This window comes from Acidovorax sp. GBBC 1281 (assembly GCF_028473645.1).
Taxonomy (GTDB): domain Bacteria; phylum Pseudomonadota; class Gammaproteobacteria; order Burkholderiales; family Burkholderiaceae_C; genus Paracidovorax.
This window is the reverse complement of the sequence record NZ_CP097269.1, coordinates 2,057,380-2,073,401: the sequence shown is the minus strand read 5'-3', so window position 1 is coordinate 2,073,401 and position 16,022 is coordinate 2,057,380. Positions and strand designations below refer to the sequence as shown.

Genomic DNA, 16,022 nt, shown 5'->3' with positions numbered 1-16,022 from the left:
CTGATTCTAAGAATCCGTGGGCGTAATGGATGACTTGCAGAAAGTCTCCAGGCCCTGGTGGCCGTGCTCCATGCTTGTGACCTTCCGTTTTTCCGTTGGCATTGACTAGGGGCAGCGATATGACATGGGGAATTACAGGGGAATCGAGGCCTGGCGGACCGCAATGGGGACCACGATACGCCCGTAATCCAGCATCGCATTGCAATAGCGGACCATCCAGCGCATCAGCTTGTGCTGGGCCTGGACGCTGATCAGGGGCGTGTTGTCGCCGTGTTTCAAGGCGCTCGCGCAGATCGTCATGACGTGCTCCTGCCAAGCTCGCATCCTTAGCACGGTGCGTTGGTGCTGTGCGGCCGCCTGCGCGGTACGCGGGTCGTTGGCCCCGGCCGGCTCCCCGACGCAGCGTAGGAGGTTGCCGAACACCAGCAGACCGAAGTAGAAGGAAAGCCCACCCGCAAACCAGAGCGCTTCGAAACCCTGGCCGTGCCTCACCTCGCAATGGATGGCAAGACGGTGATTCCAAAGCGCCGACGCGGCCATGCTGTCGGCGTCTACTTCCGCATCTTCGATGCTCTGGAACACCATGCCCTGCCGCTTTCGGACGATGTGCGCAGCTTCATGCGCGATAGTGAAGACCTTGGCCAGGTGGGCCAACGTGTTGCCCAAATCTTGCCCCACCACCCCCTGCTGGTGCGCGATAAACGGCGACAAGACGGGAGCACTGGCGCACAGGGCTTCGACTTGGTTGGCTTCTTCGAGGTGGGGCACGCGCAGCCGCCCGAGCAGAGTGCGTGCAAACAGGCCATTCCACCTCGAATGTGCCCGGCTCCAGTCGGCGCCCTTCTCGTCGGCGCCCTCCAACGCTTGGCACAGTTCGCCCAGCGAGCGGCCACGGTCGAAACCCACGACATCCAGCAGACCTTCGAGGGACAATTGGAGCAGGTCGTCCCAGGCGAATGGAATCTGGATCCACCCGGTCTGGCTCTGCGCGATCTCCAGTGCCACCGGCTCGGCACGCCGGTTGCTGATGAGCCAGCCGTGGGGCTGGCGCACAACGATCCGCTCGAAGGCCTCCGGGCGGCGCAGGTTGTCCTCGCTGGCTTGCCACAGGCCGCACAACGTGCTGAGCAGCACATGCTGATAGAGCGATTCCGGAATAAAGTCGTAAGCCTGCCGGCACAGCGCCCATTCGTAGCGCACCAAAATCCCCAGCTCATGCAGGTCAGCCAGCCCCTGGCGGAGCCCCACAAGTTGGTCATCGAACGCCTTGTCGTCCCAACTGGCGCGCGCCAGGATTTCCCGCACGTCGGAATGCGCCACGTTGCCATCGAAGGAGTGCACGACGGCGTGCCATTGCGCACGCAGTTCCACAGCGAAAGCACAACCGTCGTGCGATCTCAAAGCTTGCCGGAGCAAATGGCGAACAGCCCCGCCTGGGCAATCAGTACGCCCAGTTGCACGACGTCCACGTCCTGGAACTTGGCACTGACCAGCTTGCCGGTGACCGCGAACGCCAAGCTCAGCGCAACACCGGTTGCGGGCGACGCCGCCACCTTAAGTAAACCGGCATCCGAGCACAGGTGGGCCTGAAGTTCAGAAAGCCGGTCTAGCACAGCATCCTTCACACGTGTAAGCGGGTCTCCGCCTGCGGCACCAGCACCATAGAGTTCGCCATAGAGAAGCCAGCGTTGCTCCAGCGTCAAACCCTCATCAACCAGCGTCTGGACACGACCGATTTGTTCGGGGGTCAGTGCATCAAAGTAAGGAATGTCAGCTTGCTTCATGTTCTGCATGGTGCAACACAACACCGATGCCGTCCAGCCTCCGCAATTGAGAACAGGATCTGACATCTTTCACAGCTGTCATATTGTCGACTTCAGCCGACCCGGCGGGCGTCATGCCAGCATGATGTCGCGAACATCGCGAAGCGATGCCGCAAAGGCCTCTCCTGCCTCAGCTAGGACGTCCCGCGCCGTAAGGGCGCCGAACGACAGTCCTGCCATCTTCTCAATGGCAGACAGTGGACGCTGCTGGTTCTCGAAGTCACCGAAGACGAACGTGGGTTTGAGCTCCGCCACGGCCTTGGCTTGCGAAGCCACATAGCCTGTGGCTGTGAGTTCGCCCGTCTCGTCGTGGAGAAAGGCCACGACCTTCCAAAACCGCACCGGAATCTTGATCCCCTTCACCACCGGATCGTTAGCGGCAAAGACCGGTCCCGTGAACACACTGACCCGCATCTTGTCGCTTTGCGTGTTGGCCAGAATGTAGTCTTCGATGCCACCCCATAGCCCCGCGTTGAAATGCTGCACTTGGGGCGCGGCATTCGTCGCGTGGAAGGTGTCGGCGTCCGCCAGCAAAGCCACAGCCTTGGAGCCCCAATCGGGATCCTTGCGCCGCGTCATGTGCCCACGGCTGAAGTAGCCATCACGCTCATTGCCGTACACCTCCTTGAGGATCTGGAATTCCTGGGGAATGCGTGGGTCGAATTTCCAGATATCACCCCGGTCCACCGTCTTGGCCTTGGCGCCATCGATGTTGCAGGCGCTGAAGATGGGCATGCGTCGCGATTTCGAGACCGCCGTGGAAAAGTGGGTGTAATCCAGTACGTGCGTCTTGGCCCCCTTCCACGTGAAGGACACCGCATCGCGTTTGGCTGCAGCGTCCAGGCGCGGCAGTTCGATGAGGATGGCCGGATCGATGAAATCCGGCGCGTAGCCGGTCCGGTCCTCGTAGCTCTCGACCGGATCCGGGGTCAGGCGCACCCGCTGTGCATCCAGCTCTTGGACCGGCGTGAACCGAAAACGGGGGGTGAGCTTCGCTTTTTTGACCATCTTGATGTCCTCCGCCCGTGAAAAAGCCCGGTTTCCCGGGCTTGTGGATCCAGCCTAAGCCGTCAATTTGACGCGTTTGTGCGGCGGGGAGACCCCTACGCTGCGCACCGGAGAGAATGTCCAGTTCTGACACTGTTGAACCACGGACGCCACTTCGGATTCGGGCCCCTCCACCAGAATAGAACCTGGCGTACGGTCAACTACTTTCGCCGTCTTCAGGGCGGACACGACCGAGCGCTCCTCCTGACGCGAAGGATCGCTGGTACCTTGGTAGAGAAGAACAAAACGGCTCATGGCAGAAACATACTACATCAAAAGGCCTGCGCCCTCAAATTTCGCACCGAAACCCATGAGTTGCGTGGCATTGAGCGCCAGTTTGACGATGGCATCCGAGCGCTTTTGATCACGATCCATCCCCAGTATCTTGGGGTTGCGCCCCAGGAGCCGGGCCAGCGCGCCGGACGTCACAGGACAGGCCATCGAAGTCCCATCCATGACAGCATAGCCACCAGGATAGGTCGACACCACGCCGACACCGGGTCCCACCAGGTCGACTTCGCTGCCGACGTTGCTGAACGACGCCACGAAATTCTTCTTGTCGGTTCCCAGGGGTTTAAGCACCTCGAGGTCCTGTGCCGCACCCGCCGGCCAGGTGCCCTTGCGGCCAAAGGCAGAGATGCCCATCACTGGGCTGTAGCGCGCAGGGTAGTTCACCGCGCTGCGGTAGTCGTTGCCGGCGGCGGCGATGCACAGCACTCCCATGGCTCGTGCCCGGTGGATTTCTCGGAGCACGTCCGGCACATCGGCCTCGCCACCCAACGACAGGTTGATGAGGTCGCAGCCGTCGTCCACGGCCTGCCGAATGCCTTTGGCGATGTTGAACGACAGCGCCTTCTCCTGCCCTTTGCCGAACACACGGTAGACGTGCAGATCGACCCCAGGTGCGACGCCGCGCACGCCCTTACCAGGCTGACCTCGCCCAGCAATGATCCCGGCCACATGAGTACCGTGGCCGAGAAGATCGGAGAAGTTCCTGGCAGGCTCGCCCTTGACGACATTGAGTCCCTTGGCAAAGCGCAGGTCCGGGTGCTTGCTAACGCCGGTATCGACCACACCGACCTTAACGCCCTGCCCGTCGGTATCCGCCCCTTCAAAGCCAAAATACCCACGCACATCCTGCACGGCCAGGTCGATGGGCGCACAGGACAAGGTGACGGCGCCATTCGACATCGCAACCCCCGTGGCTTGGCCGGGCCAGTAGCCCGAGGGCACAAAGGCCTCCACGGATTCCAGTACCGCGGTGCTGGCCGGGAACATGAGTTTGGCCACGCCCTTGCTGTTCGTCTTGTTGCTGGCGCCGATGCGGCCCGCGCGGTCGGTCAGCCCGACGACATCCACGTTAGGCAAGCCGGCACCGGTCGCCGCATCCGTCACCGTGACCTCCAAGACCACCTTGGGCCCTGCGGATACGCCCAGAACCGGGGCGAGCCTGAAGCGCTGAAGCCACAAAGGCTCCAGCTCTCCAACGGGCACGACACGCAATCCAGGGTGGGCACGCAGCAGATTCACCCGCTCGGGCTCCCCCATCGACACGAGCACCGTGTCGCTTGGAGCGACCTCATCGACCAGCGTGACATCCAGGTCGGTCTTACCAGGAGATAACGCGACAAAAGATCGCGTACTGGCGTGCAGTTGCCGACTGGCCGAGTGCAGAAATGTCTGCCCGTTCCCGGGGTTATCGGCGTTCCAGATATTCAGATTGGGAAGAATCACGAACAGTGATTTCCCCTGAGCCGCTTGTGCCATGGCTACCCCCTCTCTCAGGTTCGACATCATTTGAATGCTTGCACCATTGTCCGGCATGCTGCGTCACGAAACATGCACTTCTGCGATTGGGAGTCTTCTTCCGCGCAGGTACCCGAGTCGAAGCTGGCCGCTTTATCACTCTGACTCTGGTCTTCGGCATCATCAGTTCGACCTTCACCATCACACCCTGATGCTGGCCTCGGTCGCGGCGCAACGCCCGTTCAAAGGCGCGACGTGGATGGTGCCCTCCCCGCTTAGCCTCAGCGGGTTGTTTGGATCATTGTCAATAGCCACCATGGTTCCCTGTGGATATTGGGAAGCATCGATTGGACACTATGGAACACAGCTCTGAAAACAAGGTGCCGTCTCAGCCGGGGCACGCACCGCATCCAGGCACGGATGGCTACGAGCACCTGCCGCAGTTTGGTGCAAGGCTTCCATTGCCTTTCAGTCGAACAATCCGCCGCCAGGAACTGCACCAGATCGTTCCTCTGGCAGAGACGACGATCTACGAAATGGAGCAGCGCGGCGAATTTCCACGTCGGTTTAATCTCACCGCCCGCTGCGTCGTGTGGGATTTAGAGGAAGTCGAAGCCTGGATCGAGGCACGCAAGCAAGCCTCTCGATCCGGCGGCGTCGCCAAGTCGACCGGACCGGATGTCAGGCAGCGCAAGATCCGCCCGGTGCGCGACATGGCTGCTCGATCGCGAACTGCCTAGGCAATCAGCAGCTTCAGTTCGCGTGCCCCGGCGACAGGCAGTCGTTGCACTTCCTTGGTCAAATTCACCTCCAACGTCGCACGCGCCGTCTCCAGCATCGTCGGCTCAAGGGCGTAGCCGCCCTTCACTTCCAACCAGCCCAACACCTCGGCAAGATGCCAGATGGCGGCGCTGCCTTCATGCGCGGGCGCGGGGAAGGTGGCGGCATGGGAGAGCATCAGCTTACGCATCGCCTGGCGCGACACGCCGATCATTTCAGCGACATCGGTCAGACCGACGAAATCTGGTACCGCCTCCACCAGCTTCGCTGAGGGGACGGCACGCTTCACATCGGCAAGCGCACTGCGTACGGCGGCTTGCGCGCTTTCAGCTTTGCGGGTGAACTCCAACGCCAAGCGGCCCGGCTGCCCGAGGCCCACCAGGGCGTCGTCGCAACCGGCCTCCCCCAAACGCTCGACCAGTGCATCGGCATCGCTGTCCTGTTCGGCAAGCTGGTACTTCAAGGTGAATGTGTATTCCATGCGTCATTCCTCGGATGAAGAGCCAGCTTCGTCTTCTTGCTTGTGCCTCGTGCAGTTGTCCACGACTCGCCGCAGCGCTCGGGCATGGTTGCCGGGGTTCTTCGGCGTGCTCCACACGCTGGTGATGCAAAACTCGCCGCAGCGGCACTCGTCGTCGTTGTAGGGGCAGTAGATCCTGCCCCATGCGTGGCTGCCGCCAACCGTGACGCGCCAGCCTTGCGTTTCCGCATGCTTGAGCGCGTCTTCAACCTCCTTTTTCGGGTGAGAGGGACGGGCCATTCATGGTCTCCAGTATGGGGATCAATCGCGTGGTTGTCAACTGACAACCACGCAGACTTGCTCAAACCGATGCGCTCAGCATCGGCACGACCGTGTTGCTCGGTAACAGTGCCGGCGCATAGGCGCCGCCCTCCACCCAGGCATCGATCATGTTGGCCCACTCCTGCAGCATGTGGCGCCGCGGCTCGGCGTACTCGGCTTTGTTGTAGACCGCGCGCGAGGAGCGGCCGTCTTCATGGGCAAGGCATTTTTCGATCCAGTCGCCGTTGAAGCCGACTTCGTTCAGTAGCGTCGATCCCGTACGACGCAGGTCGTGGACGGTGAACGACTCCAGCGGCAGACCTGCAGCCTTGGCCCGCTGCGACACGATTTGGGTCACCCGATTGAGCGTCGCCTTCGACATGCAACGGTCCGGGTCGTAACGCGAAGGCAGGATGAACTTGGACCCCGCTGCGCAGGTGTGCAGCGCGACGAAGATATCCACGGCCTGGCGCGACAGATAGACGACGTGTGGATTGCGCCCCTTCATCCGCGACTTCGGGATCGTCCAGGTTGCGTTCTCGAAATCGATCTCGGCCCACGTCGCTTCGATGAGTTCGCTCTTGCGAACCAGCGTCAACAGAATCAGACGCAGCGCCAGCCGGATGGTCGGGTACGTGGCCACCGACTCCATCTGCCGACACATTAGCCGGATCTCCATCGGCGACAGCGAGCGATCCTTGGGCACGAAGGTCGCGATCGAAGCGGCCCCCACCCCATCGGACGGGTTGTCCACCTTTTCGCCGTGGAGGATAGCGAAGGCATAGACCTGCTTCACGATGTCGCGGACGTGGACGGCCGTAGCTGGTGCGCCGCGGGCCTTCACCTTGTTGCACAAGGCTCGCAGGTCGTCGGCACTGATTTCGACGAGAAGACGGTTCTTGAACGCCGGCAGGATGTCGCGATCAACGATGCTCTTGCGCATCGCGCGCGTGGTCTCGGCCATCCGCGCATCGACCAGCCATCGGCCTGTCATGTCGCCGAAGGTCTTCGCGGCGGTCAGGCGCCGCTTCTCGCGTTGTTTTTCGTGGGCGGGAGATTCGCCACGGGCGACGGCCCGTTTGGCGTCCAGCAGCTTTTCGCGCGCCATAGCGAGCGATATGCCGGCCGGGCCATACCGGCCCAGAGTGAGTGTCTCCCGGCGGCCATTGAGACGGTAGTCGTAACGGAAAGCGATGGTGCCTGCCGTCGATACCGTCACGTACATGCCGTCACGGTCAGAAGCCTTGTACGGCGCGGCTTTGGGCTTGAGGTTGCGTAGCGCAGTGTCGGTAAGCATCGAGGATTTACCTCCTGGTTATGACGGTTTTTACCGTCAGGGGTCAGGAGACCTGAAGATGCCTTGGAACCCGCATGAAACCTAGCTTTTCAGCGAGCTTTTTACCGTCCAGACCGAGAAAGACTGGATAGTAAACAAGCGGGTCTGAATCCGGGCTCGGTTCTTACCGTCAGCTTTACCGCCAAACCGTTTCGCTGGTCGGCGATAGCCACCGATAGCCTTCGAGACGTAAACCGTTTTAAATCAACGACTTACGAAGACTTTTCGATTGCTGGCGATAGTACCCGAAGGACCCGATTTCACTCCCACTCGATCGTCGCTGGCGGCTTGCTGGAGACGTCGTAGGTCACTCGATTGATCCCACGCACCTCATTGATGATCCGTCCGGACACTTTCTTGAGCAACGCGTAAGGCAGCTCTGCCCAATCCGCAGTCATGAAGTCACTGGTTTGCACGGCGCGCAGGGCCACCACGTAGTCGTACGTGCGCCCATCGCCCATGACACCTACGCTTTTCACGGGCAGAAATACCGTGAAAGCCTGGCTCGTCAGCTCGTACCAGCTTTTGCCAGTGCCTGGATCGATGAAATTGCGCAGTTCCTGAATGAAGATGTCGTCGGCGCGCCGCAGTAGATCGGCGTATTCCTTCTTCACTTCGCCAAGAATGCGCACGCCCAGGCCCGGCCCGGGGAATGGATGGCGGTACACCATTTCGGGCGGCAGCCCGAGGGCGACGCCCAGTTCGCGCACCTCATCCTTGAACAGATCGCGCAGCGGCTCCAGCAGCTTCAAGCCGAGTTGCTCAGGCAGACCGCCGACGTTGTGGTGGCTCTTGATGGTGACGGCCTTCTTGCTCTTCGCGCCACCTGACTCGATCACATCGGGATAGATCGTGCCTTGCGCGAGGAATGTGGCGCCCTTGTGGCCCTTGTCGCCCGCCTTCAGTTTGGCGGCCTCTTGCTTGAACACCGTCACGAACTCGCCGCCGATGATCTTGCGCTTGGCTTCCGGGTCGTTCACGCCTGCCAGCTTGCCCAAGAACAGATCGCTCGCATCGACGCGAATGACATTCGCATGCAGCTTGCCCTGGAACATCTCCATGACCAAGTCGCCTTCGTTCAGACGCAGCAGGCCGTGGTCCACGAAAACGCAGGTCAGCTGATCGCCGATGGAGCGGTGAATCAGCGCGGCGGCCACCGAGGAATCGACCCCGCCGGACAGCCCCAGGATGACTTCTTCGTCGCCCACCTGGTCTCGGATTTTCTGGACCGCTTCGGAGATGTAGTCCCCCATGATCCAGTCGGGACGCACGCCGCAGATGCCGAGCACGAAACGCTCCAGCAGCGCCTTGCCCTGCACGGTATGCGTGACTTCCGGGTGAAACTGCACCGCATAGAACTTGCGCTCTTCATCCGCCATCCCGGCGATGGGGCAGCTCTCGGTGCTGGCCATGAGCTTGAAGCCCGGGGGCAATTCCGTGACCTTGTCGCCATGGCTCATCCACACATTGAGCATGCCGTGGCCTTCTTCCGTGGTGAAGTCGGCAATGTCGCGCAGCAGCTCCGTGTGGCCCCGTGCGCGCACCGCCGCGAAACCGAACTCGCGCTTGTGCCCGCCCTCGACCTTGCCGCCCAGTTGATGGGCCATGGCCTGCATGCCGTAGCAGATGCCCAGGACGGGAACGCCCAGTTCGAACACGGCTTGCGGGGCCTTGTCGGTGGTGTCCTCGTACACGCTGGCATGGCTGCCGGAGAGGATCACCCCTTTGAGCGAGCCGTCCTTGGCATATTCGCGGATCCATTCATCCGTGACATCGCAGGGGTGCACTTCGCTGAGCACATGCGCCTCGCGCACTCGTCGCGCGATGAGTTGGGTGACCTGGGAGCCAAAATCGAGGATGAGGATTTTCTGGTGTTGCATGGCAGGCGGCAGGGAGAGGAAAAAACAAAGGCCCGAACACCGCAAGAAGGGTTCGGGCCTGTGGTGGCGACAAGATCAGTCGGCGCGGTAGTTGGGCGCTTCCTTCGTGATCTGCACATCGTGGACATGGCTTTCGCGGATGCCTGCGGTGGTGATCTCGACGAACTCGGCCTTGTTGTTCATTTCTTCGATCGTGGCGCAACCGCAGTAACCCATGGCGGCGCGTACGCCGCCCGCCATCTGGAACACGATGGAGACCATCGACCCCTTATAAGGCACACGGCCTTCGATGCCTTCCGGCACCAGTTTGTCCGCATTGGGGTTGCCCGTGCTGGATTCCTGGAAGTAACGGTCCGCACTGCCCTGCTGCATGGCGCCGATGCTGCCCATCCCGCGGTAGCTTTTATAACTGCGGCCCTGGAACAGGATGACCTCGCCCGGCGCTTCTTCGGTGCCGGCAAACATGCCGCCCATCATCACGGCGCTGGCGCCGGCCGCCAACGCCTTGGCGATATCGCCGGAGTAACGGATGCCGCCATCGGCGATGAGAGGAACGCCCGTGCCCCGGAGCGCCGTGGCCACGTTGTCGATGGCCATGATCTGCGGCACGCCCACACCCGCCACGATGCGGGTCGTACAGATGGAGCCTGGGCCGATACCGACCTTGACACCATCGGCGCCGGCTTCCACCAATGCCAGCGCAGCAGCGCCCGTGGCAATGTTGCCGCCGATCACGTCGATCTGCGGGTAGTTCTGCTTGACCCAGCGCACCCGGTCGATCACGCCCTTGCTGTGGCCGTGGGCCGTGTCCACCACGATGGCATCGACTCCGGCCTTCACCAGCGCTTCCACGCGCTCTTCCGTGCCCTCGCCCACGCCGACAGCCGCGCCGACGCGCAGGCGGCCAGCGGCATCCCGGGCGGCATTGGGAAAACTGGTTTGCTTGGTGATGTCCTTGACGGTGATCAGGCCCTTGAGCTCGAACGCGTCATTGACCACCAGCAGCCGCTCGAGCTTGTGCTTGTTGAGCAGGGCCTTGGCCGCAGCGGGAGAAGTGCCTTCCTTCTCGTTGACGGTGATGAGCTTGTCGCGCGGCGTCATGATTTCATGCACCTTGACGTCGTAGCGCGTTTCAAAGCGAAGGTCGCGCCCCGTCACGATGCCGACGACCTTGCCACCGTCGCAGACCGGAAAACCCGAGATGCCCAGTTGCTCCGACAGTTGCGACACCTGCAGCACGGTGTGCTCGGGCGTGATGACGACGGGATCGCGAACGACACCGGACTCGTACCGCTTGACCTTGGCCACGTGGGCGGCCTGCTCCTGCGGCGTGAGGTTTTTGTGCACGATCCCCATCCCGCCCTCTTGCGCGATGGCAATGGCCAGGCGCGCTTCGGTGACCGTGTCCATGGCGGCGGACACCAGCGGCAGGTTCAGGGAAATATTGCGGGAGAGTCGCGTCGCGAGGGACGTGTCCTTGGGGAGGACCTGGGAGTACGCTGGCACCAGCAACACATCGTCGAAGGTGAGCGCTTTTCCAAGAAGGCGCATGAGAAAGCTCCAAAAAAAGGATTGTACCTGCGGGCCGTGCGTGTGCTCGCGTTGTGGCTTGGCAACCATGGCGCCAAGGGGCTTCGGCCGCTAAACTTGCATCGCATGAAAACCCCCCAGCTTCTTTTGGCCGCCCTCGCCTGCACGTGGGCCATGGGCGCTGCGGCGCAATGGCAGTGGATCGACAAGGACGGCCGCAAGGTCTTCAGCGACCGGCCGCCGCCAACGGAGATTCCGCAAAAGAGCATTCTCAAGCAGCCCGGCGGCAATGCGATCTCGGCCCGCCCGGTTGCAGTGCCGCCTGCGGCGGATGGGGCGTCTGCCGCCATGGCGGCAGCCAGTGCGCCACGCCCCAGCGGGAAAGACAAGGAACTGGAAGAGCGCAAGGCCCAGGCCGACGCGGCAGAGGCCGCCAAGAAGAGGGCCGACGACGAGCGCCAAGCCAAGCTGCGGGCCGAAAACTGCGAGCGAGCGCGGCAATCCAAGGCAGCGATGACATCCGGCCAGTTGTTCAGCCAGACCAATGCACAGGGAGAGCGCGTGTTCATGGACGAATCCGCCAAGGCCGTGGAGGCCCGCCGCGCCGACAGTGTGATCGCGTCCGAGTGCGCGCCGCGCTGAGCCGGGCAAAACCCGGCACGGTCACTGGATGACCACCCGCAAGGGCCTCTCGCTCCGCGTGCCCGCCAGCCCTCAATAACCGGCCTTCGCACCCGGCCGGCGCTGCGCGAACAGGCCGGTGGACCGGGCCCCCTGGCGGGCGAAACGCTCGCGCCGCGCCACCTTGGGGTCCACCACCAAAGGCCGGTACAGCTCCACCCGGTCCCCGTCCTGCAAAACCTGATCGGGCGCCGCCGCCCTGCCCCATACGCCGCAGGCGCGGTCGCCCGCAGCCAGCCCGCAGGCCTTCAATGCATCGGCCAGGGTGGCCCCCCTGGGCAACGGCAAGACCCGCTCCACGGTCGATCGGGGTGCCGAGGAGTGCACCACCGTCACCGTCAGCCACTCCACCGCCGCCCCAGCAGCGGATGTGTCCGGCCTTTCAGCCATACACCTGCTCGGCACGCTGGATGAACGCGTCCACCATCGTGCCGGCAATGCGATCGAAAACCGGCCCGACCAAGGCCGCCAGCGCCACACTGTCGAAACCATAGTTCAGCGTCAGCTCGACCTTGCAGGCGCGCTGCGAGCCGTCTCCCACGGGATGGAAAACCCAGTCGCCGTCCAGTTGCGAAAATGGCCCCTTGACCAGGCGCATCTGAACGCGGCGCCCGGCCTCCTGCGTGTTGCGCGTGACGAATGTCTTGCGCAGCCCGCCCAGCGCGATGCCGACCTCGGCCGTCATGCCTTGCGCGTCCTGGTCCAGCACGGCCGCGTGGTCGCACCAGGGCAGAAACTCCGGGTACTTGGCCACATCGGTGACGAGGGCGAACATTTCCTCGGGGCTGTACCAGATCAGGACGGACTTGTTGACGTTTTTCATGGATGAAGCAAGGCGCCCAGGGCAAAGGGCCGGATGCCCTACGGAGGGCCTGGAGCGCGTGGGCCTAAAATCTTGGAAGCGAGACGACAACGATTGTAGGGAGGGCTTTCATCTCCCGGTTTGCGCCGCACCTATAACCCATGGCCAAAAAACCCGAAACACAGTCCCGCATCGCCGACAACAAAAAGGCAGCCTACAACTACTTCTTCGAGGAACGCTACGAAGCCGGCATGGTGCTGCACGGCTGGGAGGTCAAGGCACTGCGCGAAGGCAAGGTGCAACTGACCGACGGCTACGTCGTGATCCGCGAAGGCGAGCTGTTCCTGATCGGCTGCCAGATCAACGCACTCAAGACCGCCTCGACCCACGTCAGCCCCGAGGCGGCGCGCACCAAGAAACTGCTGCTGCACCGGCAGGAGATCGACCGCCTGATCAACAAGGTTGAGCAAAAGGGGTACACGCTGGTGCCGCTCAACCTGCATTGGAAGGATGGCCTGGTGAAGTGCGATTTCGCGCTGGCCAAGGGCAAGGCAGAGCACGACAAGCGCGACACCATCAAGGACCGTGAAGGCAAGCGCGAGGTCGAGCGCGCCATGAAAAGCCGCCACCGGTAATTTGTTCGGCGGCGCAGGGAATAAAAGCGCATCCTTCGGTGTTCATCCAGGTGCAGGGCCGCATTTCGCGTCGCCCGCACACGATCGACTGGAGACACCCATGATCCGTATCGCTTCCTCCGTGGCCACCGCCGCCTTTGCACTGGCGCTGGCCGGCTGCTCTTCCATGATGACGGCGCCGGCTGGCGTCCAGGCCAAGGACGGCGCACTGACCGGCCCCAACGGCATGACCCTCTACACCTTCGACCGCGATGCGACGGGCAGCGGCAAATCGGTCTGCAACGGCCCCTGCGCCACCAACTGGCCGCCGCTGATGGCCGGCAATGCCACCCCGACCGGCGACTACAGCGTGGTGCGCCGCGATGACGGCAGCAGCCAGCTGGCCTACAAGGGCAAGCCGCTGTACTACTGGGCCAAGGACGCCAAGCCAGGCGATCGCACCGGCGACGGCGTCAACCAGGTCTGGCACACCGCCAAGCCCTGATCCGGGACCGGCCCAGCGCCCGCCCCCATGGCCATGGACCGGATCGTCGAGCACCTGCCCAGCCTGCGCCGCTATGCGCGGGCCCTGACCGGCAATGCCTGGGCCGCGGACGATCTGGTGCAGGACACGCTGGAGCGCGCGTGCCGCAAGTGGCTGCTCTGGCGGTCGGGCAGCGATCTGCGGGCCTGGCTCTTCACCCTGATGCACCACCTGTACCTGAACCAGCAGCGCTCGGCTTCGGCCCTGCCGCTGCTGGACATCGAGGCCGTGCAGGACAGCCTCCAGGCCCCCGCACCCGCATCGGACGACGCCATCGACCTCGATCGCTGCCTGCAGCGCCTGCCCTCCGACCAGCGCGCGGTGCTGCTGCTGGTCACGCTCGAAGACATGGACTACGCGCAGACAGCCCGCGTGCTGCAGATCCCCGTCGGCACGGTGATGTCGCGCCTGTCCCGCGCCCGGGCACGGCTGCGCGAACTGATGCACGCGCCCGCCACAGCGCGCCCGGCGCCCGGTGACGCCCCGCCCGCGCTGCGCCGCATGAAGTGAGGACCCCATGGCCTCCCACGACGACACCCCCATTTCCGAGGACGCATTGCACGCCCTGACCGACGGGCGGCTTTCGGCCGCGCAGGCCGAGGCCTTGCGCGCCCGCCTCGCCCGCGATGCCGAGACCCAGGCCACCGCAGCGGCTTGGCAGGCCCAGCGCGCGCAATTGCAGGCCCTGCACGCTGCCTGGGATGCGGCCCCGGTGCCGGACAGCCTGCGGCGCGCGGCCGACCGCCTGGAGGCCGTGCGGGAGCGCGCTGCCCGCTGGTGGCGCCTGGGCGGCATGGCCGCCTCGCTGCTCCTCGCCTTCGGCCTGGGCTGGACCGTGCACGGGCAATGGCCCACCGACCACCGCGGCCAGGCCGCCGGCCGCATGGCCGATGCCGCACCCGCCGTCGCCCGCCGATTCGCACAACAGGCCTCCGTGGCGCACGCGGTGTACCAGCCGGAGCAGCGGCACCCCGTGGAGGTGGCCGCCGCCCAGCAGGAGCATCTGGTGCAGTGGCTGTCCAAGCGGCTCGGGCGGCCGCTCAGGATTCCCGTGCTGGCGGCCCAGGGGTACGAGCTGGTGGGCGGGCGGCTGCTGCCAGGTGACACGGGCGCACGGGCCCAGTTCATGTACCAGAACGCCGCCGGAGAGCGCGTCACCCTGTACCTCGGCGCCTTGGCGGCGGGCCAGCCCGGTGCGGCCGACACGGCCTTCCGCTTCGATGCGGACGGCCCGGTGCCCTGCTTTTACTGGACGGATGGTGGTTTCGGCTACGCGCTCAGCGGCGCCCTGCCGCGCGCCGCCCTGCTGGGGCTGGCGACGGCGGTGCATCCGCAGTTGTGATGGCCGCGCTCAGCGCAGCGCGGCCAGCGGGTGGGCATGGGCCGGCCACGGGCTCTGGAAGAACGGCGCCACCATCTCCGGCGTTACGTCCTCGATGCGCGCCGGGCTCCAGCGCGGCGTGTGGTCCTTGTCCACCGCCAGGGCCCGGATGCCTTCGACCGTTTCGCTCTGGCCGGGCCGCAGGAAAAAGCAGTGGCGCACCATGTCGCGCTCCATGCGCAGATCGGCCGCCAGATCCATGCCGCGGGCGCGGCGGATCTGCTCCAGCACCATGTGCAGCATGAGCGGCGAGCGCTTGCGCAAGGTGGCTGCCGTGGTGCGGGCCCAATCGGTGCCGGCGGCCTCCAGGGCCGCCATGATGGCCTGGACGCTGTCCAACGCGAAATATCGATCGATTTCGGCCGATGCCCTAGTACTCATTGCCTCTTGTGCTACAAATTTAGTAGCAATCGATGCCTGCACCGCCGCTGCGTCGGTGAAGGACTCCGTGCCCAGCGCATCCCAGACCGCCGCCTGCCGATCGGACGGCAGGCAGCCGTCGGCCAGGCCCAGCGCCACCGCATCGCCTGCGCCGATGGTGTCACCCGTCAGGCCCAGCCATTCGCCGGCGTGTCCCGGGCAACGCGACAGGAAATAGCCGCCCCCCACGTCCGGAAACAGGCCGATGGCCGTCTCGGGCATGGCCATCTTCGTGCGCTCGGTCACGATGCGCAGGCTGGCCCCCTGGCTGATGCCCATGCCGCCGCCCATCACGATGCCGTCCATGAACGCGATGTAGGGCTTGCCGTAGTGGTGGATCAGGTGGTTGAGCGCGTATTCCTCGGTGAAGAAATCCTCCAGCCTCGGATCGCCCTGGCTGCCCGCCTGGTGCAGAAAGCGGATGTCGCCGCCCGCGCAGAAGGCCCCGAACGGGCCTTCCTTGTTGCTGCCGCGAATGGCCACCGCCAGGATGCGCTCGTCGTCCTGCCATGCCAGCAGGGTCTCCATGAGCGCGCGCACCATGCCCAGCGACAGCGCATTCAGTGCCCGGGGGCGGTTGAGGGTGATGAACCCCACCTGCCCGCGCACCTGGGCCAAAACCTCTGCGGCCGCTGCCGTCGTCGTCTCCGTCATCGC

The 16,022-nt window shown here is 64.0% G+C and carries 18 protein-coding genes; 6 read left to right on the top strand and 12 right to left on the bottom strand.

Features of this window, described 5'->3' with window-relative positions; all coding sequences use genetic code 11:
- Nucleotides 1-132: 132 nt before the first annotated feature.
- The 4 genes from M5C96_RS09450 to M5C96_RS09435 form a co-directional block, all read right to left on the bottom strand.
- Nucleotides 133-1,341 (bottom strand): hypothetical protein, encoded by a 1,209-nt coding sequence (locus M5C96_RS09450; protein WP_272568738.1) that lies wholly within the window; start codon nt 1,339-1,341, stop codon nt 133-135.
- A gap of 56 nt (nt 1,342-1,397) precedes the next feature.
- Nucleotides 1,398-1,793 (bottom strand): hypothetical protein, encoded by a 396-nt coding sequence (locus M5C96_RS09445; protein WP_272568736.1) that lies wholly within the window; start codon nt 1,791-1,793, stop codon nt 1,398-1,400.
- Between the two features lie 102 nt (nt 1,794-1,895).
- The gene (locus tag M5C96_RS09440) at nt 1,896-2,831 is read right to left on the bottom strand and encodes a DNA/RNA non-specific endonuclease (protein WP_272568734.1); all 936 of its coding nucleotides are present in this window, start codon (nt 2,829-2,831) and stop codon (nt 1,896-1,898) included.
- 306 nt (nt 2,832-3,137) lie between these two features.
- Entirely contained in the window at nt 3,138-4,637 is a 1,500-nt protein-coding gene (locus tag M5C96_RS09435; RefSeq protein ID WP_272568733.1) for a S8 family serine peptidase, read from the bottom strand.
- Between the two features lie 335 nt (nt 4,638-4,972).
- Between M5C96_RS09435 and M5C96_RS09430 the strand changes: the two genes are divergently transcribed.
- On the top strand, nt 4,973-5,356 hold the full coding sequence (locus tag M5C96_RS09430) for a helix-turn-helix transcriptional regulator (RefSeq protein ID WP_272568730.1): 384 nt from the start codon (nt 4,973-4,975) through the stop codon (nt 5,354-5,356).
- Here the strand turns inward: M5C96_RS09430 and M5C96_RS09425 are convergent.
- The 5 genes from M5C96_RS09425 to guaB all read right to left on the bottom strand — a co-directional run bounded on the left by M5C96_RS09425 (nt 5,353) and on the right by guaB (nt 10,944).
- Complete coding sequence (locus M5C96_RS09425; RefSeq protein ID WP_272568728.1) at nt 5,353-5,877, bottom strand: helix-turn-helix transcriptional regulator; 525 nt, start codon at nt 5,875-5,877, stop codon at nt 5,353-5,355. The genes M5C96_RS09430 and M5C96_RS09425 overlap by 4 nt on opposite strands.
- Before the next feature lie 3 nt (nt 5,878-5,880).
- Nucleotides 5,881-6,156 carry a hypothetical protein gene (locus M5C96_RS09420; RefSeq protein WP_272568726.1) on the bottom strand — a complete coding sequence of 92 codons (276 nt, stop codon included), beginning with the start codon at nt 6,154-6,156 and terminating at the stop codon, nt 5,881-5,883.
- A gap of 61 nt (nt 6,157-6,217) precedes the next feature.
- Nucleotides 6,218-7,474, bottom strand: a complete 1,257-nt coding sequence (locus M5C96_RS09415; protein WP_272568725.1) for a tyrosine-type recombinase/integrase — start codon at nt 7,472-7,474, stop codon at nt 6,218-6,220.
- A 299-nt stretch (nt 7,475-7,773) separates the two neighbouring features.
- Complete coding sequence (guaA, locus tag M5C96_RS09410) at nt 7,774-9,393, bottom strand: glutamine-hydrolyzing GMP synthase (RefSeq protein ID WP_272568723.1); 1,620 nt, start codon at nt 9,391-9,393, stop codon at nt 7,774-7,776.
- 75 nt (nt 9,394-9,468) lie between these two features.
- Entirely contained in the window at nt 9,469-10,944 is a 1,476-nt protein-coding gene (gene guaB / locus M5C96_RS09405; RefSeq protein WP_272552260.1) for an IMP dehydrogenase, read from the bottom strand.
- Between the two features lie 105 nt (nt 10,945-11,049).
- Between guaB and M5C96_RS09400 the strand changes: the two genes are divergently transcribed.
- Nucleotides 11,050-11,565 (top strand): DUF4124 domain-containing protein, encoded by a 516-nt coding sequence (locus M5C96_RS09400; RefSeq protein ID WP_272569670.1) that lies wholly within the window; start codon nt 11,050-11,052, stop codon nt 11,563-11,565.
- A 72-nt stretch (nt 11,566-11,637) separates the two neighbouring features.
- On the opposite strand, the gene M5C96_RS09395 is transcribed toward M5C96_RS09400, so the two are convergent.
- Together M5C96_RS09395 and M5C96_RS09390 are read right to left on the bottom strand one after the other, a co-directional pair.
- Complete coding sequence (locus M5C96_RS09395) at nt 11,638-11,994, bottom strand: RnfH family protein (RefSeq protein ID WP_272568722.1); 357 nt, start codon at nt 11,992-11,994, stop codon at nt 11,638-11,640.
- Complete coding sequence (locus M5C96_RS09390) at nt 11,987-12,427, bottom strand: type II toxin-antitoxin system RatA family toxin (RefSeq protein WP_272568720.1); 441 nt, start codon at nt 12,425-12,427, stop codon at nt 11,987-11,989. Before M5C96_RS09390 ends, M5C96_RS09395 begins: the two co-directional genes overlap by 8 nt.
- A 140-nt stretch (nt 12,428-12,567) precedes the next feature.
- Between M5C96_RS09390 and smpB the strand changes: the two genes are divergently transcribed.
- From smpB to M5C96_RS09370, 4 genes are all read left to right on the top strand, one after another.
- Nucleotides 12,568-13,041 carry an SsrA-binding protein SmpB gene (gene smpB, locus M5C96_RS09385; protein WP_272568719.1) on the top strand — a complete coding sequence of 158 codons (474 nt, stop codon included), beginning with the start codon at nt 12,568-12,570 and terminating at the stop codon, nt 13,039-13,041.
- A 100-nt stretch (nt 13,042-13,141) separates the two neighbouring features.
- A complete protein-coding gene (locus tag M5C96_RS09380) occupies nt 13,142-13,525 on the top strand; it encodes a COG4315 family predicted lipoprotein (protein WP_272568718.1) in 384 nt (127 codons plus the stop codon).
- Nucleotides 13,526-13,558: 33 nt separating this feature from the next.
- A complete protein-coding gene (locus tag M5C96_RS09375; protein ID WP_272569669.1) occupies nt 13,559-14,074 on the top strand; it encodes a sigma-70 family RNA polymerase sigma factor in 516 nt (171 codons plus the stop codon).
- Nucleotides 14,075-14,081: 7 nt separating this feature from the next.
- The gene (locus tag M5C96_RS09370; RefSeq protein ID WP_272568717.1) at nt 14,082-14,906 is read left to right on the top strand and encodes an anti-sigma factor family protein; all 825 of its coding nucleotides are present in this window, start codon (nt 14,082-14,084) and stop codon (nt 14,904-14,906) included.
- A 9-nt stretch (nt 14,907-14,915) separates the two neighbouring features.
- Here the strand turns inward: M5C96_RS09370 and M5C96_RS09365 are convergent, their stop codons facing one another.
- Nucleotides 14,916-16,019, bottom strand: coding sequence for an enoyl-CoA hydratase/isomerase family protein (locus M5C96_RS09365; protein ID WP_272568715.1), 1,104 nt, complete (start codon nt 16,017-16,019; stop codon nt 14,916-14,918).
- Between the last annotated feature and the right edge of the window lie 3 nt (nt 16,020-16,022).